The 19,988-nt window shown below is 45.6% G+C and carries 20 protein-coding genes; 9 read left to right on the plus strand and 11 right to left on the minus strand.

From position 1 onward, the window contains the following. Nucleotides 1–17 precede the first annotated feature (17 nt). The 7 genes from FYJ73_RS00845 to FYJ73_RS00875 are packed head-to-tail and all read right to left on the minus strand — an operon-like array spanning nt 18 to nt 6,862. Entirely contained in the window at nt 18–1,019 is a 1,002-nt protein-coding gene (locus FYJ73_RS00845; RefSeq protein WP_154532659.1) for a BACON domain-containing protein, read from the minus strand. Beyond that, complete coding sequence (locus FYJ73_RS00850) at nt 1,012–2,100, minus strand: MORN repeat-containing protein (RefSeq protein WP_154532661.1); 1,089 nt, start codon at nt 2,098–2,100, stop codon at nt 1,012–1,014. Before FYJ73_RS00850 ends, FYJ73_RS00845 begins: the two co-directional genes overlap by 8 nt. Nucleotides 2,101–2,102: 2 nt before the next feature. Continuing rightward, on the minus strand, nt 2,103–2,687 hold the full coding sequence (locus FYJ73_RS00855; RefSeq protein ID WP_154532663.1) for a retropepsin-like aspartic protease: 585 nt from the start codon (nt 2,685–2,687) through the stop codon (nt 2,103–2,105). A 1-nt stretch (nt 2,688) separates the two neighbouring features. Continuing rightward, nucleotides 2,689–4,116, minus strand: a complete 1,428-nt coding sequence (locus FYJ73_RS00860; protein ID WP_154532665.1) for an intermediate filament family protein — start codon at nt 4,114–4,116, stop codon at nt 2,689–2,691. 3 nt (nt 4,117–4,119) lie between these two features. Continuing rightward, entirely contained in the window at nt 4,120–5,070 is a 951-nt protein-coding gene (locus FYJ73_RS00865; protein WP_154532667.1) for a hypothetical protein, read from the minus strand. A 22-nt stretch (nt 5,071–5,092) separates the two neighbouring features. After that, complete coding sequence (locus tag FYJ73_RS00870) at nt 5,093–6,148, minus strand: hypothetical protein (protein WP_154532669.1); 1,056 nt, start codon at nt 6,146–6,148, stop codon at nt 5,093–5,095. 15 nt (nt 6,149–6,163) lie between these two features. Further along, complete coding sequence (locus FYJ73_RS00875) at nt 6,164–6,862, minus strand: UpxY family transcription antiterminator (protein ID WP_154532671.1); 699 nt, start codon at nt 6,860–6,862, stop codon at nt 6,164–6,166. Nucleotides 6,863–7,621: 759 nt separating this feature from the next. Between FYJ73_RS00875 and FYJ73_RS00880 the strand changes: the two genes are divergently transcribed. The 9 genes from FYJ73_RS00880 (at nt 7,622) to FYJ73_RS00920 (ending at nt 15,120) form a co-directional block, all read left to right on the plus strand. Next, nucleotides 7,622–8,863: a DUF6043 family protein gene (locus tag FYJ73_RS00880; RefSeq protein ID WP_154532673.1), complete on the plus strand. Its 1,242-nt coding sequence runs from the start codon at nt 7,622–7,624 to the stop codon at nt 8,861–8,863. 200 nt (nt 8,864–9,063) lie between these two features. Beyond that, complete coding sequence (locus tag FYJ73_RS00885) at nt 9,064–9,405, plus strand: DUF3853 family protein (RefSeq protein WP_154532675.1); 342 nt, start codon at nt 9,064–9,066, stop codon at nt 9,403–9,405. 113 nt (nt 9,406–9,518) lie between these two features. Then, a complete protein-coding gene (locus FYJ73_RS00890) occupies nt 9,519–10,745 on the plus strand; it encodes a primase-helicase family protein (protein ID WP_419471119.1) in 1,227 nt (408 codons plus the stop codon). Between the two features lie 129 nt (nt 10,746–10,874). Further along, nucleotides 10,875–11,870, plus strand: coding sequence for a toprim domain-containing protein (locus tag FYJ73_RS00895; RefSeq protein ID WP_154532677.1), 996 nt, complete (start codon nt 10,875–10,877; stop codon nt 11,868–11,870). A gap of 27 nt (nt 11,871–11,897) precedes the next feature. Beyond that, nucleotides 11,898–12,206 (plus strand): mobilization protein MbpA, encoded by a 309-nt coding sequence (mbpA, locus tag FYJ73_RS00900; RefSeq protein ID WP_154532679.1) that lies wholly within the window; start codon nt 11,898–11,900, stop codon nt 12,204–12,206. Next, the gene (locus FYJ73_RS00905; RefSeq protein ID WP_154532681.1) at nt 12,190–13,179 is read left to right on the plus strand and encodes a relaxase/mobilization nuclease domain-containing protein; all 990 of its coding nucleotides are present in this window, start codon (nt 12,190–12,192) and stop codon (nt 13,177–13,179) included. The genes mbpA and FYJ73_RS00905 overlap by 17 nt, the downstream gene beginning before the upstream one ends. 120 nt (nt 13,180–13,299) lie before the next feature. Beyond that, a complete protein-coding gene (locus FYJ73_RS00910; RefSeq protein WP_154532683.1) occupies nt 13,300–13,968 on the plus strand; it encodes a hypothetical protein in 669 nt (222 codons plus the stop codon). A gap of 65 nt (nt 13,969–14,033) precedes the next feature. After that, nucleotides 14,034–14,723 carry a ParA family protein gene (locus FYJ73_RS00915; RefSeq protein ID WP_154532685.1) on the plus strand — a complete coding sequence of 230 codons (690 nt, stop codon included), beginning with the start codon at nt 14,034–14,036 and terminating at the stop codon, nt 14,721–14,723. Beyond that, on the plus strand, nt 14,710–15,120 hold the full coding sequence (locus tag FYJ73_RS00920) for a hypothetical protein (protein ID WP_154532687.1): 411 nt from the start codon (nt 14,710–14,712) through the stop codon (nt 15,118–15,120). Before FYJ73_RS00915 ends, FYJ73_RS00920 begins: the two co-directional genes overlap by 14 nt. Nucleotides 15,121–15,197: 77 nt before the next feature. On the opposite strand, the gene FYJ73_RS00925 is transcribed toward FYJ73_RS00920, so the two are convergent. The 4 genes from FYJ73_RS00925 to FYJ73_RS00940 all read right to left on the minus strand — a co-directional run bounded on the left by FYJ73_RS00925 (nt 15,198) and on the right by FYJ73_RS00940 (nt 19,821). After that, nucleotides 15,198–16,202 carry a HipA domain-containing protein gene (locus tag FYJ73_RS00925; protein ID WP_154532689.1) on the minus strand — a complete coding sequence of 335 codons (1,005 nt, stop codon included), beginning with the start codon at nt 16,200–16,202 and terminating at the stop codon, nt 15,198–15,200. Beyond that, entirely contained in the window at nt 16,195–16,524 is a 330-nt protein-coding gene (locus FYJ73_RS00930; RefSeq protein WP_154532691.1) for a HipA N-terminal domain-containing protein, read from the minus strand. Before FYJ73_RS00930 ends, FYJ73_RS00925 begins: the two co-directional genes overlap by 8 nt. A 14-nt stretch (nt 16,525–16,538) precedes the next feature. Continuing rightward, the gene (locus FYJ73_RS00935) at nt 16,539–16,742 is read right to left on the minus strand and encodes a helix-turn-helix domain-containing protein (protein WP_154532693.1); all 204 of its coding nucleotides are present in this window, start codon (nt 16,740–16,742) and stop codon (nt 16,539–16,541) included. Between the two features lie 175 nt (nt 16,743–16,917). Next, nucleotides 16,918–19,821, minus strand: a complete 2,904-nt coding sequence (locus FYJ73_RS00940) for a TOTE conflict system archaeo-eukaryotic primase domain-containing protein (RefSeq protein WP_154532695.1) — start codon at nt 19,819–19,821, stop codon at nt 16,918–16,920. Nucleotides 19,822–19,988: the final 167 nt, after the last annotated feature.

Consider the following 19,988-nt stretch of genomic DNA (forward strand, 5'->3'; position numbering starts at 1 on the left):
AATATACTTTATGAATACTATAAGTTAAATGTCTCAACATTATTTCTTTTCTTCCTAGCCATAAATCCAGTCAAATAAGAATCCGAAATAAATTCTTTTGTCCCAAAAGAGAATACTTTTAATTCTAGATAAAACGTAGTCTTTCTCTTTTTGTGTATTTGAATTGCATTATTTGGAATATAAACAGACATCCTATAATAGGACTCTGAGTTCGAAGACGGAATTACAGACTGCGGTGATATTATCATCAATTTATCATATTTATTGAATTCATTGGGAGTATTTAAATAATAGCCATTCTCATTTTTTACTAAAGCCACCACAACGCATTTTTGTCCTTTAGCTCCTTTTATAGAAAAACTAACATCAGCTTTGAGGCTTCTCTGAGACTCATAATATGAATCATGCGTAAGTGTAACATTCTGTATATTAGCGGATGCTGTCATCGGTAAGCCTTCTTGAACAATGCGAACACGCACTGTTACGTTGCCACTATAAACATCGAACCAATCTTCCCTTGTATCATGAGACGAATTACTATCATAAAAAATGCTTATTGTATTTTTCTCCCAATCTCTATAAACTCTATACCAGGAGCCAACGTTACGAACAAACCATTGAGAGCCATCTGTATTAACACTCAGCTCAATATTGCCAGAATTGCATGTCACCGACCGAACAGGCGAGTCAGAATAGTCAACCGTTAAATAAGTGGCATTTCTTATATTCTTCCTATAACGCTTTCTCCCTACATTAGATTTTCTTATCTTTGAATGATGTGCCTTCTTTCTTGAAGAAACTTCCTTTCTTGTTTTTGTATTCCGTGTAGACGATGATGGTTTAGCTTGTGCCTCTGTTTGCGTAATTGATATTCTCTTGGGTAGATTCTGTGGCACAACAGCAACCCTGTCTTTAGATTTGTCTCGCTTTGGTTTTGGCTGTGCATGCAACGACAGAGTAGCAATAAGTAACAGTGCCAACCAGCCAATACGCAACAACATAAAATGTGTTCTATTCATCACCTGTCAGACTTTGAGCAAAAACATGTTTATACCATTTACCTTCAAATGGAATGTTATTCTTAAATATTCCTTCAAAATAGTCACCTCCTACATCATAGAATGTTCCCTTGTTCCAATGATCATCATCCATTGAACCTCGGAAATAAGAGCCATCTCGATAAAACATTATTGCGTTACTATCCACCCTTTTCCCAGACGTAAAATTGCCATAATAATAAAGGCGCTTATCCTTATCATTTTTAGGATAAATGGCAACTCCAGTCCCATTTGGCTTTCCATCTTCCATCGGACCATAATACAAGAACTCTCCTGCATCATACTTTGTAACTTCATCTGGATACAAGACCTTATTCCAGATAATAAAGCCGAACACTACTGCTATAATTGAAAGGATACTCACCCATTTTGTATTCTTCTGCTTGCGTTTCTGCTTGTTCAAATTGATAGAGAGACTTTTCTTTTCTGCCTCCAAACTTTTTATTTGCTCATTTAGCTTGTTGACAACGCCCTTATAGCTAAGAATAGAGTAGGTTTCGTAGCCTGATGATTTATACAGAAGCGTATAACCCTCCGAAAAACTTGAGCGAACGACATCTTCCAAAGTATCTTGTATGCTAAAACTCTTGAAAGAATTTGATGACTTTTCATAGCTGACAGCTGGCAAGATCTTATTGCCTAGATTTTCAAATTGACTGGATAATGATTGCTTTATCTCATCAAGAGCCTCTTTATCCTCAACAAGACTTGTTGCAGAAGCCACTATTTCTCCCTGATCATTGAAATGAATGAGATAACCTTCACGCACCATCATCTCAATGACATTTTGGAAGACGTCGAACAATTTACTTAAGTCTGTGATATAGTAACCATTAATGACAACACAAAGACCAATATAGTTGTTACCGTCAAGCAATCGAATATAGCCATAATACATCAGATCGCCATTTCGATGCATGGCTATCTGAGTTCTTGCTTTACCGTTATCTTTAAAAGTCTGGAAAATAGATTTTGTATAATCGTCAGGGAATTGACGATACCCCCTCTCGAATTTTCCAAAGACATACGTAGAAATATTCATTGTCAATTCAGTTTAAACACGACCTGCTTGTTCACATTGTCCACAGAATAGGATGGTGCACGGTCTAGGACTTCGTTGCCCAATAGCAAGGGAGCCTGAGCGTTATTTGAGACAGTTGCCTTAACATTGTAACAGACTATCTTATTTCCAATGACAAGTTGACGAAGATTGATGACCATATTCTCAACGATTCTTCCATCAGCTATTTGTGATTGCGCAACACCCAAAAAGTCTTCTTGTGAGAAGCACCCTTTCTCATAAAGATAACGGGCCTCCGCAATGGAAATAAGTGTCGTAGAGCACCCACTGTCCAAAATCATGGGTACAGTAAACTCATCGTTAACGGTAACATCAACTAACTTCACACCCCCTTGCTCTGTAAATGGCACTGCTATTGTATTTTCGTCTTTTGCATATTCCACTTCTATGCTGTCATAGACATCTTGAACAGAAGGAGGCTCTACTTTCGTGGCTGTAGTATCAGAAATATCTGTGTCGTAGAAAACAATATTCTTTTTTTTCTTGCTTTCGCAAGAAAATAAGATGAGAACACAACAGCATAGTACCAATAGTAAAATTCTGTTCATGCTAATTATTTACTGTCACTGGACACGATTTGAACTTACCATTAACTACATACGCAATCGTCAACTTTTTCTTTGTAAAGTTTCTTGGAATAGATAACTTAGCTTTCCCATTGACGGTTTTTGAAAACTTAACATCTTGATCAGAGCACCAATCGCCTTCCGGGATATCACTTGTAGAGTTGTTTGTCGATTCAGGCTTTATTGTAATATCATATTCCTTGCCTTTCTTCAAGCTGCCACTTATTCCTTTTCCTTTTATGTCTATTCTCCAATGATTAGGATCGAACTCTGAATCAGCTTGCGATTGCTCTGCAGCTTGCCCACCCTGAAAAGAAGCATCCAAAGAATCCAGCCGTGTGTTCACAGCAGTCAGATCTTTACCTAACTGTGCACTTTGTCTCCACATCAGAGCGTTAGTTACAATCAATAATAAGATTATCACCAATAAAAGCAAAACTCTACCTAAGGCAAATTTGTGATTAGAATGGTTCTTCGCTTCTGTTAATTTAGTTTTATCCTTATCAGAAATCGACATAGTGTAATCACTGCTATTGAGCATGTCTTTCAAAGACTTCAAGATACGCTGTTTTTCTGCCTTTTCTTGACTCAGTTTCACATTTACTGATTCAATTTCCTTTTGCATTCTATCTTTGTCCTTTTGTAAACGGCCAAGCTCTTCCTTGAGGCTCTTAGTACCTACATGCAGTTCTCTTTCTTTCTGTTCCGATTGCCGTCTCAATTCGACAACCCGCTCATTATACTGACATTCAGCCTTTTGTAATTCTTGCGAATACTGCTGTTGTGCTTGTTTTAGTTTGTTTTCATATTTACTTTGCAAGAGCATCTCTGCATCAGATGCATAGTAGGTTGAAACCTTTAATGAGTCAGAATTAACAAGGATTCTCTTAGCAACGGACTCCGTGCATTCCATAAGATTGACACATTTAAAGCCTTTCCCGCCGCTGACTTGATCAATAGCCTGCAAATCACTGCCTGATGTGAACGTGCCAATTGTATCAATAATTCTCTTGTTGTAATCTTCTAACTTATCGCCAACATCCTTGAAGTCCGACACAAGATACTTAATCAGCTTACCATTGTCAGAGACAAGAGTCCCTACACATAACTTTTTATATACGCCTTTCAGTATCGAGTAAATGTTCTGAATGTCCCCATAGTAGTAATTCATCCGCAGCGTGATGCCAAGATAAGAACCATCACGCCCGTCATGGGCACTTACATTGTTACATTTGACGAAAGTGTAGAACATTTTATTTGCTACACGCTCTACTTTCATGAATTCCGGCACGTCCCACTCTCCTTGATTGTAGAATGTTTGCAAATAAGCCTTATCCTGCTCGTCCACATTTCCACACAACTTAAGGCCAGCAGGAACTCCGTGAAAAATGACTATTACTTGAAAACTCATAATCTATCCTCTAATCATTTTCATTAGTTTCTTCCACAAGGCTTCCGGGTATGCATCATCACTCGGTGTGTAGGTAGTACCTCCATCGACTTTCTGATTATAGCCGCCCGTACAGAAGCGCACCAAGTCACAGTTGTAAGTCTTCCAAAATCTTGTAATTGGATTCAAATTCTTAAATGGCTCAAAGATACCCGGGAAGAGATCTGCGACTTCCTTTATGGTGTCTGAAGTTGTTTCTGCATTTGCCAAGTCCACCTTGTTATATACAAACAGGACTTTCCCTTTGCTTCCAAGACTCTTGCTGAGTTTTTTGATATTATCCACATAATTGCGTCTAATCTCATCATTCTCCCAGTTGGGTTCCAGCATCACCGCCCACACCTTTCGGTTATTGCTGCGCATGATTCTTTGGACATAAGGAGGGTAAGGCACCCCGATATTACCAGGGGCGAAATAGTGCTCCCCAGGAGCCTCCAAAATTTGACAAAGCGGATGGCCATTTGCAGTCAACACCTTGACCAACATGAAACTAATAATAGACGTACTTTTAGCTGCATCATTAGAAGAGATAATGTAGTCAAACCCATCACAGAGATTTTTATACCCACCATCCTGTGAATCGCGAAAACTTTTGTCTGGCACTATCTGATAACCTTTATCCTTGAGATAACGTGCAAGTCTGACAAGAGTCATGGTCTTTCCACACGCAGGAGGACCGTAGAGAATGACAATAGGAGTATCGTGGTCAGCTATTGTAACGGTGATAGCATTGGGGTCGGTCGAAGAATTGGATGAAGAAGAAGTATTCTCCATAGGAGAATGGGTGGATGTAGATGGAGCGAGATTATCTACTCCACCCGTCGCAGGAATTCTCTGTCCATTTTCCAATCGATCTCCATTAGGAGAAGAGGACTGAGCATTGCTCGGTGTCGAGCTGTTTATTTCTACTGGCATAGTATATGTTTTTATGAAGTGATTATTCTGTTTTCTTGAAAGCCATGTCAAAGAAGATGAAAGCAGCGAGGTCAACAAGTATTGAGATGAGAATCCAGAACACAAACGACAAACCGCCTTGTCTTCCTTTCAAGAAATCGACCCAAACATCATAGACACTAAGCAATCGCGACACTTTTGTCTGGGGATTGCTCGCTGTATACGACTCTTTGTCTTCGTTATTTTTGAAATTAACAAATTGGCTGTACATCTTGATAGTACTATAGCCTTGATTAATTTTATCGCACACCATCTTAATATCTTCTGCATCATTCACATCGATATTATCATTGCTGATGTTTTCCTTGACTATGTCAAGATTCTTATAGTCCCGTTCTGCCATCTTTTTATAATTGTCGTTGGCAGGTGTCATCTCATTAATGATATTTTTTTCTTTGGCATCGCGAAGCGTATAAATCATCTTGCGATACTCACGACAAAGTATTTCCCGCTCTTGCTGAGAAGTGCCCTTAAAAGACAATGGCTTAATCTCTGGGACATCCAACAAGGAAGCAAACTCATTAAGAATGGCTTTGGCACGGGGTCCGTTTCCAGGATTAGCTTCATTGCGAATTTCTGCTTCAAGTTGTCCTAACTTTACGTTCACTTGGTTTCTAAAGTCCGTGACTTTTGCGTTGATCTTATCTTCTGTTACAGTTCCATCTTTTATTTGAGCGAGATAGCCTTGTGTTGTTGTTATCTCATTGCTTACTCGATCATTGATGAGGTTACGATAGAAGAAAGTGTGGGTATTTGTTGGCATACTGCAAAAGAGCCAAAACACAATAACCAATACTGTACCAAGCACAAGATGCGTGCCCCGATTCTCCATGTACACATCTTGGTTGAAGCTATCGAGCATCATCTTGAAGCCTATAGATGCTATGATGAAGAAACCTATGGCTATGGCATAGCAGAAAAATATGGGCCATGTTGCCAACAAAAGGTGAAGCGACTCGGCTGTAGCCCAACAGCTAACAGCACCAAATAGTAAGAAGCCAATGAGCGAGAGAATCTTCTTATAGTTTGTACTATCCATAATTATTTAAATGTATTAAAACTCAATTGTTTTCATTCTGATAAACGCTTTGGGTATATACGCGGTGGTGATGCAGCCTATTCCGTCAAGTTCGACGACGACACGTTGCTGGCGGGAGACGCGGGCTACACGGCCCTCAATGCCTCGAAAGTCGCCATCGGTGACAACGACATGGTCGCCACTTTTGAAATGGCACTGGGAGCGGTCGACGAAGAGAATGTGGTCGTTGTCGATGCTCGTCAAATGGATGAAATTATCCATCTGCTTATCGGGGACGATGAGCGGTGGGTTCTTGCCGTCGGCATTGGTGCGGAAGTGGTCGTAGTAGTAGCTGAGGTAGGCGTTGCCAGGTGCAGCGAGCGCAAAGCCCATCTCTCCCTTGGTTGCATGGGCAAAGAGCAGATTGGGGATAAGCGGTTCACGCACTCGCTTTTTCTTGCCGTTCATCTCCTTCTCAGCATCATGCATGGCAAGGTAAGTGTCAAAGCCCAAATCTTCCAGCCAGTCCTTAGCTGCCTGTTCGTGATGGTAAGCCACACGCAGGACGAACCATTGCTTTATCTGCTCCTGTTGTCGTGTGTCACCAAGTTCATGTGGGGCGTTCTCCACCGACACCCCATTCTTGTACTGACTGGGGAACGTGCGAGGGGTAAGCCGCGCACCGGAAAGGAGATTGCCGCCTTCTCGGATGTACACATTAGACAACGTGTCCATAGGTTATCTTTTAGGCACATGAAAAAAGCGTGGAACCCTTGTCACTCGTTCCACACTTCGAGGCTCTGGTATTGCCCATTACTGTCAGAACGAGCAACGCAGAAGCCCACGCCTGTATGTATATCGCACCTTTGGCATACCTTATATATAACATAATATAATAAGGTATACCTCCGGCTGGTGATTACACACCCATGGACATCTACCGCTGCCATGTTCTTTGACTGATTTGAAACTTGCTAGATTTCGAAGTGTCAAGAACAAAGCGTCAAGTAAACGCCTTAATCATATATATGTTACCCACAGTCAAGCCGCTCCTCATGAGCAACTCTTCCCCACCCTCTACGGCCTTCTGCTTTGGCAGACGACCACAAGGGACGCACTCTGCGTTCGACGGACTGCCACACCCTGCATCAGCCGATAAGGTTTCGGACGTGGTTAACATTGGCAAATTTATGAAGAAATATTGAAAATGCAAAATAATAAGAAAGGTTTTTTTGAAGCCAATGAGAAAAAAGATGTTTTGCTTTGCTGCGTGTCTCAATGCTCTCTCAAATCGATGAATTTCCCTCAGACCACTTACAGATCACATAGAGGTCTTAACAGACCACATAGGAATTCTAAAATATCCTAATAGACAATAAGTTATTATTGCGTTATATTGTAAAATTGAAACTAAATTCCTATTTTTGTAAACGATAAGAATAGAGCCGACCCTAAAAAGAGCCGACTTTTTTAGTATGAAGCAATTGATTGGACATGGATAAAAATGAAAGAGAAGTCATCAGACAAAGGAGAGATGAAGCCATTGCGTTTGTGAATGCTGAGATGACAGGGAAAAAGAAAAGGTATACCGCTTTCGTAAAGGAGATTGAGGGCACTTCTTTGGAAGGGGGCGCACCGGGAATGGAGAAGCTGTGTGCTTTGATGTCGAGATGCCTTCCACAAGATTGCAAAACGATGCTTGAAACTGCCTTCCGCGTCTTCTTCGGTGATGGCATCGGAAATGAACTTGAAGACACATTCGATGCCAAGAAGTATGACAACCTTATCCAGGAGTGTGTTGTCAACCGTAGAACCATTGCGGTCAACTTTAACGGGGACATATCGCTTACCGACAAGAAAGAGGAACCGTTCGATGGGCTGTATCTGGATATAGAGGAATACGAGAAGCTGAAAAACAGCATTCCGCCGATGATGCGGCAATCATTTATCGATACATTGTCCTTTATGTTTGAGACAGAGGCGGAACTAAAGGAATACATGACGGCCATGAACAATTGCATCATGTTCCTTTACGTAGTCTTGGGCGTAAACGTCCCGACCATGTTCGAGAATCTGCGGACGATCGTCCGTGAAGAAAAAGACGAGACAGCCATCTTCGCCTACTACTATATATTCAAAGACAGGGGACTGCAGAAAGTGGCAAAGCTGCTGCCGTCCATTCTGCTGACCGGCGAGGCAGGATACCCGGGACTCGGGATATTCAGTGGGATCATCGGCCATTTTGTCTCTGCCTCTACTGCCATGGGCATTCATGACAAAAGCTCATGGAGGGAAGTGATGGATGAAACAGACAGTGATGATTTGTGGAAAGAGGTGGCTAACGCTCTGCGCTATGCCGAGGATAACCACGGACAGAAGAAAGCGTTGGTGTCATTGGAAGACACGCTGAAAGACAACACACACGGAGAAATCATGCTGGCGATAGGACAGTTCACAAAAGAGTATGACGAGTCCATTGCCATGGCCTATCTGCTCATAGCACTTGAAAGGACCAGCAGCATGAAGAGACATTACCCCTTCTCCACCTTTGTTGAAGCTGTCAACAAGCGGTTCGGAAAAGAATACACCTATCAGAAAGCACAGAGACGCTACAGTGAAATCAGCAGTATGCCCGGCATGCTGAAGGAGAAAAAGAACAGCATGAAGAAAGCTAAGAAGATCATTGAGGAATGGAAGGAGGTATTCCTCAACTGCAATATCGACGATTCCTTATAGCTGCAATATACCATAATACATAAAGGGAAAAGCAATGGACTCACAGAGACTCCATTGCTTTTTTTGTTGCTGTATAAACTGTACAGAGGCTCAATGACATTCTATTTTTTGGTACAAAAAATTAAAGTGCTTTTCATTGTACCAAAAAGCCCGGAAAAGCCTGTTACCTTTGCAGCGAAATTTAATCTTATTACTACCACATGAAACATGTATTTACTTTCGAGACTTTATTGCAGACACCCGTCTGCATGATGACCGGAGAGCAGCTCGCTTTCCTTGTTACTAACCTGCCACTGCTCAACAAGCAAGCTAACAAGGCTTCCTCGGATGAGGGGGCAGCGAAACCACGCCGACTGGTGTACGGCATCAAGGGTATCGCCGACACCTTCGGCTGCAGCATCCCCACCGCCAACCGCATCAAGAAGAGTGGCGTCATCGATGATGCCATCACGCAGGTGGGGCGTAAGATCGTCGTGGATGCTGACCTGGCACTCGAACTGGCGGCAAACGCCAAAAAACAAGGAAAGGAGGTGGCGTCATGAGTGAGAAACTTCAAAACAGTCAGAACTTCACGGGTGGAGGAAACACGGAAGGCGGCAGCACCGACCGCTATATCCGTGTGCGCACCGACTACTACAAGATTGTGGAAAAGCCGATGACCGACGGCTCCATCGCCCAGTTGCTCATCAAGTGGAAGTACGGCACCATCAAGGCGGACCACGGAAGGGAATTTGCCGAGGAGACACCCTGCTACGACGACTTCATCATCTTTCCCGACAATGTCAATCCCCAGCAGGTGGTGGACGGCAGATTCTGGAACCTCTATCATCCGGTGCGGTTCAAGCCGGAGCCGGGCGAGTTTCCAAACATCGACAGGCTCATGGAGCACATCTTCGGGGAACAGAAGGTGTTGGGCTACGACTACCTGCAGCAGCTCTACCTCCAGCCACAGCAGAAACTGCCCATCATCGTACTCGTCTCGCGGGAGCGAAACACGGGCAAGTCCACTTTCATGCACTTCCTTCATCTGTGGTTCGGTGACAATGTGACCTTCAACACCAATGAGGATTTCGGCAGCCAGTTCAACGCCGACTGGGCAGGCATGCTGCTCATCTGTGTGGACGAGGCCCTGCTCAGCAAGCGTGAGTATTCCGAGCGCATCAAGAACCTGAGTACTGCGCGATTCTATAAGATAGAGTCAAAGGGGAAGGACAAGGTGCAGCAGGAGTTCTTTGCCAAGTTTGTCTTTTGCAGCAACAACGTTGATAAGCCTCTCATCATCGATCCGGGCGAGACACGCTACTGGGTGCGTGAGGTGCCGAAGCTGGAAAGCGACGACGTGGACTTCCTCTCAAAGATAGAGAAGGAGATTCCGCATCTGATGTATCACCTGCTGCACGAGCGAAAGATGTCAGTCTCAAACAAGGGACGCATGTACTTCGATCCGGCTCTTCTCTTCACGCCTGCCTTACAGCGCATCATGATGAACTCACGCAGTCTGGTGGAGGCGGCTATATACGACCTTTGCGACGACATCCTTTCCTCGACAGGTGAGGAGAGCTTTTCCTTCGTTCCTGGTGACCTGCGGCTCATGCTCACGGACAAAGGCGTCAAAGCTGATGACGCGTCTGTCCGCCACGTGCTCAAGGATCTGTGGCGTTTGAAGCCTCATGCCATGCCAAGTACCTATGTGAGATACACCTACGGTGCCGGTATCTACGGAAACTATGCCGGACAGTCGGCCAAGGGCAGGTACTTCACGGTGACGCGAGACTTGCTGCATGAAATAAGCGAAAACTGTAGATTTGTAGACAATGCGGGGGAAATCACTGAACATCAAGATGTTAGATTGTCTACAGAAGAAAGTCAGGCACCTTTCTGATGTAGACAGCGTAGACAGTCAAGCTACAACCAGCTACAAAGTTCAATCCGATTGTAGACAACGTAACATACTTGTAAACAGAAAGTTATATTCAATTGTCTACAAATCAACAAAAAACTGCTATTAACCATGAAAAACTATACTACATACAAGCCCGACGACACAGATATCCTCAGACAGATATCCATCGCCTACTACCTCGACAACCAGGGCTTCAAGCCCGTCAAACGTCATCGCACCGGAAAGGAGCTGCTCTACCTCTCGCCCATGCGCAATGAATCCAAGCCATCGTTCAGCGTCAACACAGAGAAAAACCTATGGTATGACTATGGAACCGGTGAGGGCGGCGATATCTTTTCTCTCGTGCGGAAACTCTGGAATGTGGACTTCCACAAGGCGAAAGAGATCCTGCGTGACAAGGAATATAAGGAAATGTTCTATCGCCCCGTAGATACCCAGCTGGAGCGTGAGCATCCCTCTCCCTTTACAGACATCCGTGCCTCACCGCTGACCAGAAGCCATTTTCTCGACTATTGCGCCAAACGATGTATTGACCCTGAGGTGGCGAAAGCGGAATGCCGGCAGGTTGACTACCAACTGTATGGACACATGAACTCCGCCATCGGCTTTGAGAATGACAAAGGCGGATGGGAACTTAGAAGTCCGTCCACAAAGATATGCACCTGCAAGGCCATATCCACAAGGCGAAAGCAGGATGGCAACACGACGGTTTGTGTCTTTGAGGGCTTCTTCGACTACCTCTCCTTCCTTACGCTGATGAAGTCGGAAGCGCGTCACAAATGTGACTATGTGATTTTGAACTCCGTCTCACAAGCCGGCAAGGTCATCCCCATTCTGAGACCGTACAAGCATGTGCGCTGCTACTTTGACAATGACGAGGCAGGCCGGAATGCCTTCGGGATTGTCAGGAAAGATATCAATGCCATATCTTGCTCGGAGAAGATGCTGCCACACAACGACGTAAACGATTACCTCTGCGGTCTGCGTGTAAGGAGTCTATCGGATGCTGACGCTGATTGGGAGGGCAAGAAGTGTCATTCGCTGCGAATGACGGAGGAGCCTTCTCCCGATGGTCGCAATGAACAGTTGGGAAAACATCACTAAAGTTATAAACACGTAAAACCATACACCATGAAAAAACGCAAGTATTTTCGTATCACATTCAGCTGTTCTGAGGACGAACTTAGGGCTATCAGGCAGACTGCAGCCGACTGCGGCATGTCCATGAGCATGTACTGCAAGAAGGTCGTACTGGGATTCAAGCCGAAGTACCGTCTCTCCGAGGAAGACATCAGTCTGATGCAGGAAGTCCGTAAGGTGAAGGCTGACCTGCAGAGGATAGCCAACTACTTCAAGTACGGCAACCATCAGTTGCTCATGGAAGAGCTGGCGAAGGTCATCAGCAAACTAAAGACTGCGCTTTATGATTGCAACCGCTAAGAGCATCAGCTATGGCATGGCCAAGGCTGAGTATGATGAGAACAAAGTTATCAACGGCGTGAAGGTTGCCTCCGAGACTGCGCGTCAGAACGTCTATGGTGACAACTGCCGGGAGATCGTTGAGGAGATGACCGACGTGCAGCGCATCCGCTCGCCGGTCAGGAACCCGTTCCTCGACATCGTGGTGACACTGTCGGAGGAGGACTGTGAGAAGATCACCGCTCCTAACCAGTCGGAATGGCTCGTGAAGCTGTTCATGCACGACTTGATGACGGAACAGATGGGACTGAGTGAGGATGATTATGCCGGGATGCAGTGGATAGCTTATCAGCATGAGCATACTGACAACAGTGACAGTCTCAGACACTGGCATATCCTCGTCAACCGCACGCTGCTTGACGGCAAGCTGGTCTCTGACTCCTGGATCGGGAAGAAAGCCGCGGCTACTGCCAACAAGATCAGCCGTGAGTACGGACTCACCGACGCCGCTGTACGCTCCAGGGAGAACAGGGAGGATGTGTTTCAGGCTGCCTGCTTTGTTCTCGGCAACATGCGCCTCTACGACTTCAACCGGTATCTTGAAGGCTTGAACGCACTTGGCTACCGAACGCGTCTGGCGCTGAACTCAAAGGGAGAGGTACAGGGCTACTACATCACCGCACAGTCGGGAAGGGAGTACAAGGCAAGTGCTGTTGACCGCAGACTGACCATCGGCAGACTCGCTGTACTGCACGCCGGGTTGCACAAGGGCATGAAGGCGGCAGCGGCCAGAAGTCCGGGAAGGGCCTTCAGCATGCCGGCTCCCAATGTGCCGACAGTGAATGTGGAGAACATGCTCCGTGTGTTCAACGCCGACGCCGTCATCTCATACTCCACCCCACCGCCTCCCAACGACAGACGGAGACGCGGAAAGCGGTGGGAGGACATGAGCGATGATGAGAAGAGGCTGGCGACAAGCGGTATGTCGATGTGAGATGTCACAGACTCACATTGTCTCACACTCTCATTATAACAGAGTAACATACTCTCACTATAACATTTTATCAAACCGCACTTAACGAATCTCTCGTGACGTGCATAAACTTTTGTATACATGAATCATAGCAAACGACAGGGGCAATACGCCCCAAAACAGAACAGTATTCCACAGCCAATTGCGATTGGTGCTTCCGGCTCCCAGCAGGGAAAAGGAAACGCAGTCCCGAAAATTGGCCCGTCACCAGCAACCGTAAAGCCGGTCACGGCCTCGAAGGTCTCGGAAGAAACCATCAAGCGTGCCGACGAGTATGTCGAGGGACGGCTGAACGAGTTTACATCTGCCATCAACAACCTCAAAGGTGCCATTGAGGGCATTCCGGCCTCCGTTCCTGTTGCGATACCGGAAGATGTTCAGGCGAAGATGAAGGCATTCGACAAGACCGTCGAGAACCTTCCAAACGCTCTCCAGAAGGTCGATGTGATCAAGACTGTCACAGACCGGTGGATGATAAAAATTCTCTTCTTCGTAGCTGGCGTCGCTTCGGTAAGCATACTGATGGCGGTCTTTGCCGGAGAGAAGTATTCTGCTGCCATCGACAAGGAACTGGCGGCGGAGGCTAAGGTTCACTATGCCGACTCTGTCCTCAAGGAGGCTAGGAGCATCATGGTGGTCCGCGAGACGTACCATGACTTTGGCCGGTGGATGGTAAACCGGTACGGGACTAAGGGCAAGGAGTTTGACAGGTTCCAAAGGGAGCGCATGCCTGTGGGAAAAAGAAAATAATGTCTAACATTCTCGCATACTCACATTGTCACAAATGTGAGTGTGTGAGAGCAAAACCAAACCTCATGAAACACCAGAACAATGTTATTATCGTCTTCGCCAACCAGAAAGGTGGCGTGGGTAAGTCAACACTATGTCTTCTTTTGGCGAACTATCTCGTCTATTGGAAGAAGAACGTCTGCATCATCGACACGGACTTGCAGCAGTCGGCAAGCATGCAACGTCAGATCGACGAGCAACAGTTCGGCACGGAGCCGCCGTATGCCATCCAGTCCTTCTCCATCGCGGACACGGCAACGATGCAGCAGCTGATGGAGAACGCACAGGAGTTCGACGGCTATGTGCTCTTCGACGCACCGGGCAACATCAAGGATGACGGTCTTGCCGTCATGCTGGCCTATGCCGATGCCATCGTCTGTCCGTATGAGTATGAGACGAAGTCGCTGGTCTCCACGCAGACCTTCATCGGCGTGCTGGAACAGCTGCGGGAGCTGAACCCTCAGATGAAGGCCCGGCTGTTTCTCGTGCCCAACAAGGTGGACACACGTATCGGCACCGCTGCCGAATGGAAGGCATGGATGGAGCACGAGCGTGTCCTGGCACAGCACGGGACCGTTACTCCGAGGGCCGGATACCGCATCCAGATGCGACGCGTCAATACCTACGACTTGCTGGATGACCAGAAGCATGCCGTGTACGACACATTACGATTTATCATTCAATCTTTAAGAACACCGAACCATGAGCAGAACTAAAGGTATCGCCCTTCCCGGCAAGAGCATGGAAGAGGCAACGAGAAATGCACAGAGAGACATTCTCCCGAAGAGCCCGAACAGTCCCAAGGCTGTTGAAACAGCAACTGTTAAAAGCGGGGCGGAAGAGTCGCCTATTGTTTCAGAACCGTCACACAAGGACAGGAATGCCACGCACACCGATGACCTGCAATGCCTTGAGACTGGCATTGACAGATACACGGGCATCAAGGAGCATGGCATGAGCGTATGGGTGGTAGGAAAGGTGAAGGTCAAACTCGATGAGCTGAAGTTCCGGTCCCGCAACACGATCGGGTGCCGCGCCTTCACCAACGCTGCCCTGGAGTTTGTCCTTGAAAAGTACGGCGACGAGCTCGTCAGGATGTTCAAGAGCAAGTAGGCAGCAGAAGATGCAGTAATGTGATTACTCACAGACTAACAATGTCACAAATGTTAGTCTGTGAGTTTTGAGCAGAGTCAATCAGACTGCCGTATGAATCTTCTAATCCTTTCGTCAACAATCCTCAAATACGTTCGTTTCATCTTGTCGGTAAGGAAACTTCCGTCTACCAAAATTCGTGTTTTCTCCGGTATCAACATATATTTATCAAGTATTTTATTTACGCGAAGACTTGCAATTCCTATTTGCGTACCAAAGCGTTCAAAGTCGGTTCGGCAGGGGTGGCCTGTCCGATCGTAGACATCACTTTTCTCTATGTTCGGAGACAACCCGCCATCAAGTCCCAAATCGTCACCATTAACGTGTAAACTCGTGTTTAAGAGGTCGTAAGCAGGTGACAAACGATAATCATCACCCAAACGAATGAGAGAAAAGTTTTTAAGATGATCATCACCATTGCCATAGATATAGTTGAAAACAACGAGCTCAAAGAACCGTTCCATATCAAACTTCCAGACCGCTACATTTGCTTTCAGTGCTATTGCTATGTCTTCATAGCAGCCACTATACTTGAAATGCAGGCCGTCAGTTTGTTCGTTGCAGCCTACAAGAGCAGCAAAATCGTCCATAGGAGCTTTTACGCCGTCTGGTAGTATGTCGAAACGTTTGGTAATATACACGGGCTGTCCGTCTTTGGTAAAACATAGTCCGTTTGCAGCCGTCACAATGCCATACACCTGTGAGGCTATTTGCATCGTGAGGTTCTCATTGGCAGGAATCTGCTTCCTTTCAACCAAAGTTTTGTCCCAAGGAGCTGGCTTTAGGATATATGTTGATCGTTCATTCTCTTCTGCTATGCGCACCTTGCCGTGGTCAATGACCGCGGGAAACTTCTCCTGTACACCGGATACAGATATACGGCGCATAGCATTAGTCGCTATCTCACTTGCGCCGAATTCCTCAATCCCGAAATCAAGGAAAGGAGAAATTTTATGCCCGTCAAACAGTTTTTTTATTGCCGTGGGGCTGTAAGTTGAATATCCTCTCAAAAGCATAGAGGGGCAGTTCTGTATCTTAATCATCTTTATGCTTTCTTATTTCTACGGCACCTATAAAATCTTTGTCGGCCATGGCTGACAGAATACCAAACAAGTCTTTCTCATCTATTCTTAATGCACGGCATATCACTTTTCGATTCGCCCCCTCCGGCAGCAGATTGGAAAAGAACGGAAACAAATGCTCCGAGCGGTAGGGCTCCTTGCGTTTGGGCAGAGTGGCAGAAATAGAATAGCCGTCTGAGCCTAAGTAGCTATTGTCGTAATTAAAAGTATAATCACGACCAGGCACTCGCTCGGTCAATACCCCTGCTCTATTATCATTAAAGTATACGTCCAGTTTCCTCATCGTTCATCTGTTATTTATGGTACTACCTTTCTAACCTGATAGTTAATCTCCATGCCAAGAACATCAAGAATCTTCTGCACAGTCCTAAGTGAAGGATTACCGTGTCCACGCTCAATATCTTTCACCGTAGCGAGGCTCACCTCTGCTATCTCCGCTAAATCCTGTTGGGATATTCCCAATGTCTTGCGTCGTGATTTCATTGTCTGCGCCAAATCCATGGTCTACTATATTAAACTCTCAGTGCAAAGATAAGAATAAAAATTGAAAAACACAAGCAAAAGTCTAATAAAATACACCTATAGAAATGATTTTGCAAGAAAACATTCCGAACAAGCTCACCAACATCGGTCTATCTTGCAGCACCCTATATTCATTCAACCATATTCTGCGGGCTTATACTTTCTCATTTTGTCTGTTTGTATGTGAAGTATAAGTAATATCCAAAAGCTCGCCTGCCATCTTCGCATCGTTTATTCTCATGACTGTATCTTCAGAAGAGTGATAGCCAAGGAAATTGATGTCGCCATACCAACAAATGGATTTGTCTATAATGGCACATTGGATGGTCTGCGCATCGTTTACAGAATAGGTACCGCCAACTTCCTTGAATCTCACTTCGTCATATCCTTCCTTCCTGATATTGACGTAAATGCTCACTCCGTTGGATTGCTGTTCTATAAGTTTCTGTATAACAATAGGATGGCGGTATATTCTAATCATGGGACAAGCGATCACTATCGAATGTTTGGCATTGGATATGTCGGCAAGGAAGGCTGTCTCGAACGTGTCTCCATCATAAATCATGTCAAATGGGGTGTTCGGATTTGTTTGACGAGGCCGTACTTTATACCCAACGGCAGCATATCCTCGCAGTCGGCGTTTGTACATTGTTTCGCACATTGGTTGGCGAATGTCGACATAATCATACACCCGCACGTCTGTTTTGCCTTCACAGTCACGATGCAGACGGCCGGTATATTGCGCGACGAGACCTTTATAAGAAACTGGCTGGGCAAGGAACAAAGTGTCAAGGCGCGGTAAGTCAAAACCTTCTGAAATGTATTTCAGCGAAGCTACAATAACCATCGGCTCTGTAGGCAACACAGATTTCAGACTTAATTCTATCTCGTACTTCTCTTTGGTAGACGCAGATCCGGTAAGGACGATGACGTGCTTACACAAAGGTTTGATAAGTTCAGCCAATAACGACACATGCTCTACGAGTACGCTTATAATAATTGGTGTGCGTCCGTCTTTCAACGCATTTGCAACATCGCTTATTATCTGTTGGTTCCGTTGCTTGTCGTCTGTCAGTTCATGTAATATCTGGTTATAGCTCAGTTTGTCCTCACCGAGTTGCCTGTAAGTAGTGAAACGGGGAATGAGCCATCGGCAGAATTTCTGCTTTGACATCTGTGCCGCTGCGTCTTCAGTGAACCGTATCGGACCGCACTGCATAAAGATGATGGGCTGGTGACCGTCCTTGCGCATGGGCGTTGCCGTCAGCCCATACACATATTGTGCATTGGCATACTTCAGCGCCTGCTCAAAGTTGGAGGCTGACACATGGTGGCACTCATCAACAATCACCATGCCATAATTCCGCACGAATGGCTTGACCTCATTGTCAGAAACACAGGATTGTAGAAGGGCAATGTCGATGTTGCCGTTCAGCGTATTTTCGTCTGAACTCAGCAGTCCGACGAACGGCTGTTCCTTCTTTCGTCCCCGTTTCTTAGGAGCATCCGGCAACGTATAGTTAATGGTCATGAACTCACAAAATTTAGTCCGCCATTGCTTTGCCAACGCTTTGTTGTGTACAAGTATAAGCGTATTGACTTTCCGTCGCGCTATCAGGCCGATGGCTGCAACTGTCTTGCCAAAAGCTGTTGTTCCCGACAAGATGCCGTTGTCGTAGGACATCAGTTGGCTGACAGCTGCCTCCTGCTCAGGTCGTAGTGTGCCACTGAATGAAACATCTATCGCATGTCCATGGTTGGTTTTATCCTCTATCTTTATGCCGACTGAATTCTCTTCGAAGAATTCGATCAATGCCTCCTCACATCCACGGGGCAGGGCAAGCCATTCATCAGAGACTTCGGCACACGATATGATCCGCGGAACATTATAGGTGGACAGATGCATGCCGAGTTTAGCACCAAACTCCGGGTTCTTGAAGGACGCAATACGCTTCAAGTGGTTGATGACTTTTGATGATAAGCCTTTGGTTGGCATATATAACATGTTGGACTTCACAACAGTAATCTCTGTAGGCAGATCTTCTTTTGTCACATTCATTGCCACTGGTGTCTCCCAAGGCTTGGCCTCGCTGGTCTTCGATAATTCACCGAAGTCAGGCTCGTTGGCGTGCAATCTCAATAATGTTTCGACGGCATCCGCGGATAGTTTCGTGACCGTACGCAGGTATTTCCATTGGTCCGGAAATTGCTCAAAATTGTCATCGACGAATACACTATTGCCTTTCTTTCTCGGCACCCCTTGAAGAGGCAGAGCGACAAGATTGCCAAAGCCGCCTTCCGGTAGATGGTCCTGGTTCGGGAAGAAGCGATCATAGGACTTAAATGACATCCGACCGTCACGGTTCATGGCTTCCGTAAGCACGGCATTGCCCAACCGCCTTGCCTTGCCAGCGGCAACAGGCTGATCAAACAATATCCATACATGAGCGCCATTGCCGGAACGCGACCGCTCTATAGAATAAGGTATGTCCCAGTCCTTGCATACGCTGACGAAAGCAAGCACATCTTTCTTATAGCCGTGTTCGCAGTTTTTATCATCAAAATCAGCACACAGGAAGTTACATGTATCATCAGACAGTATGGCGTAGACGCCTATTGTAAAAGGCTTCCCCCACTTATCCACGCCACACAAGTGATTATAAATTTCTGCGTCACCCAAAGAAACAAATTGGCGGTTCGGACAGTTGGCGCATTTGTATTTTTTCCTATCACAAAGAGAAGTCCAACGGTTGGAGCATGCTGGCATGTAACCGGACTTGCTACCATCGCTGCTGGTCCATCTGAGTGCAAACACATCCTCCCGGCCTTTGAACAGACTTCGAAAGAGATTCTTCCGTTGTTGCAGGATTTGCTCTTTGCTCAGCAGGCCTTGATTATCAGCGTTGGAGCGTACAGTAAGGACCTCCTCGTCTTTAGGCGAAGAATTTTGTTCGTAGCTAATGCCATGTGCTGAGAGTATGCTTTTCAGCCTCTCATTTTCGCGGCTTAATCGTTCTAACTTCTGAAGGAGTTCATCAGTATTGAGCTTTTCTTGCATCTTTACACTGATAATCAAACACGTTTATATGTCTGAAGGTGTAAGCGTCCAAAAATGACGTATTGCTTAAAGCCTTAAAATCTGTTACTTTTGTCCTCGACTTAAATTCATACAATTTATGGAGAGAACATCAGATTTTGAACAGCTGCTCTTCCTATATAAGACGG

Origin of the sequence: Hallella mizrahii (assembly GCF_009695775.1) — a bacterium.
GTDB lineage: Bacteria > Bacteroidota > Bacteroidia > Bacteroidales > Bacteroidaceae > Prevotella > Prevotella mizrahii.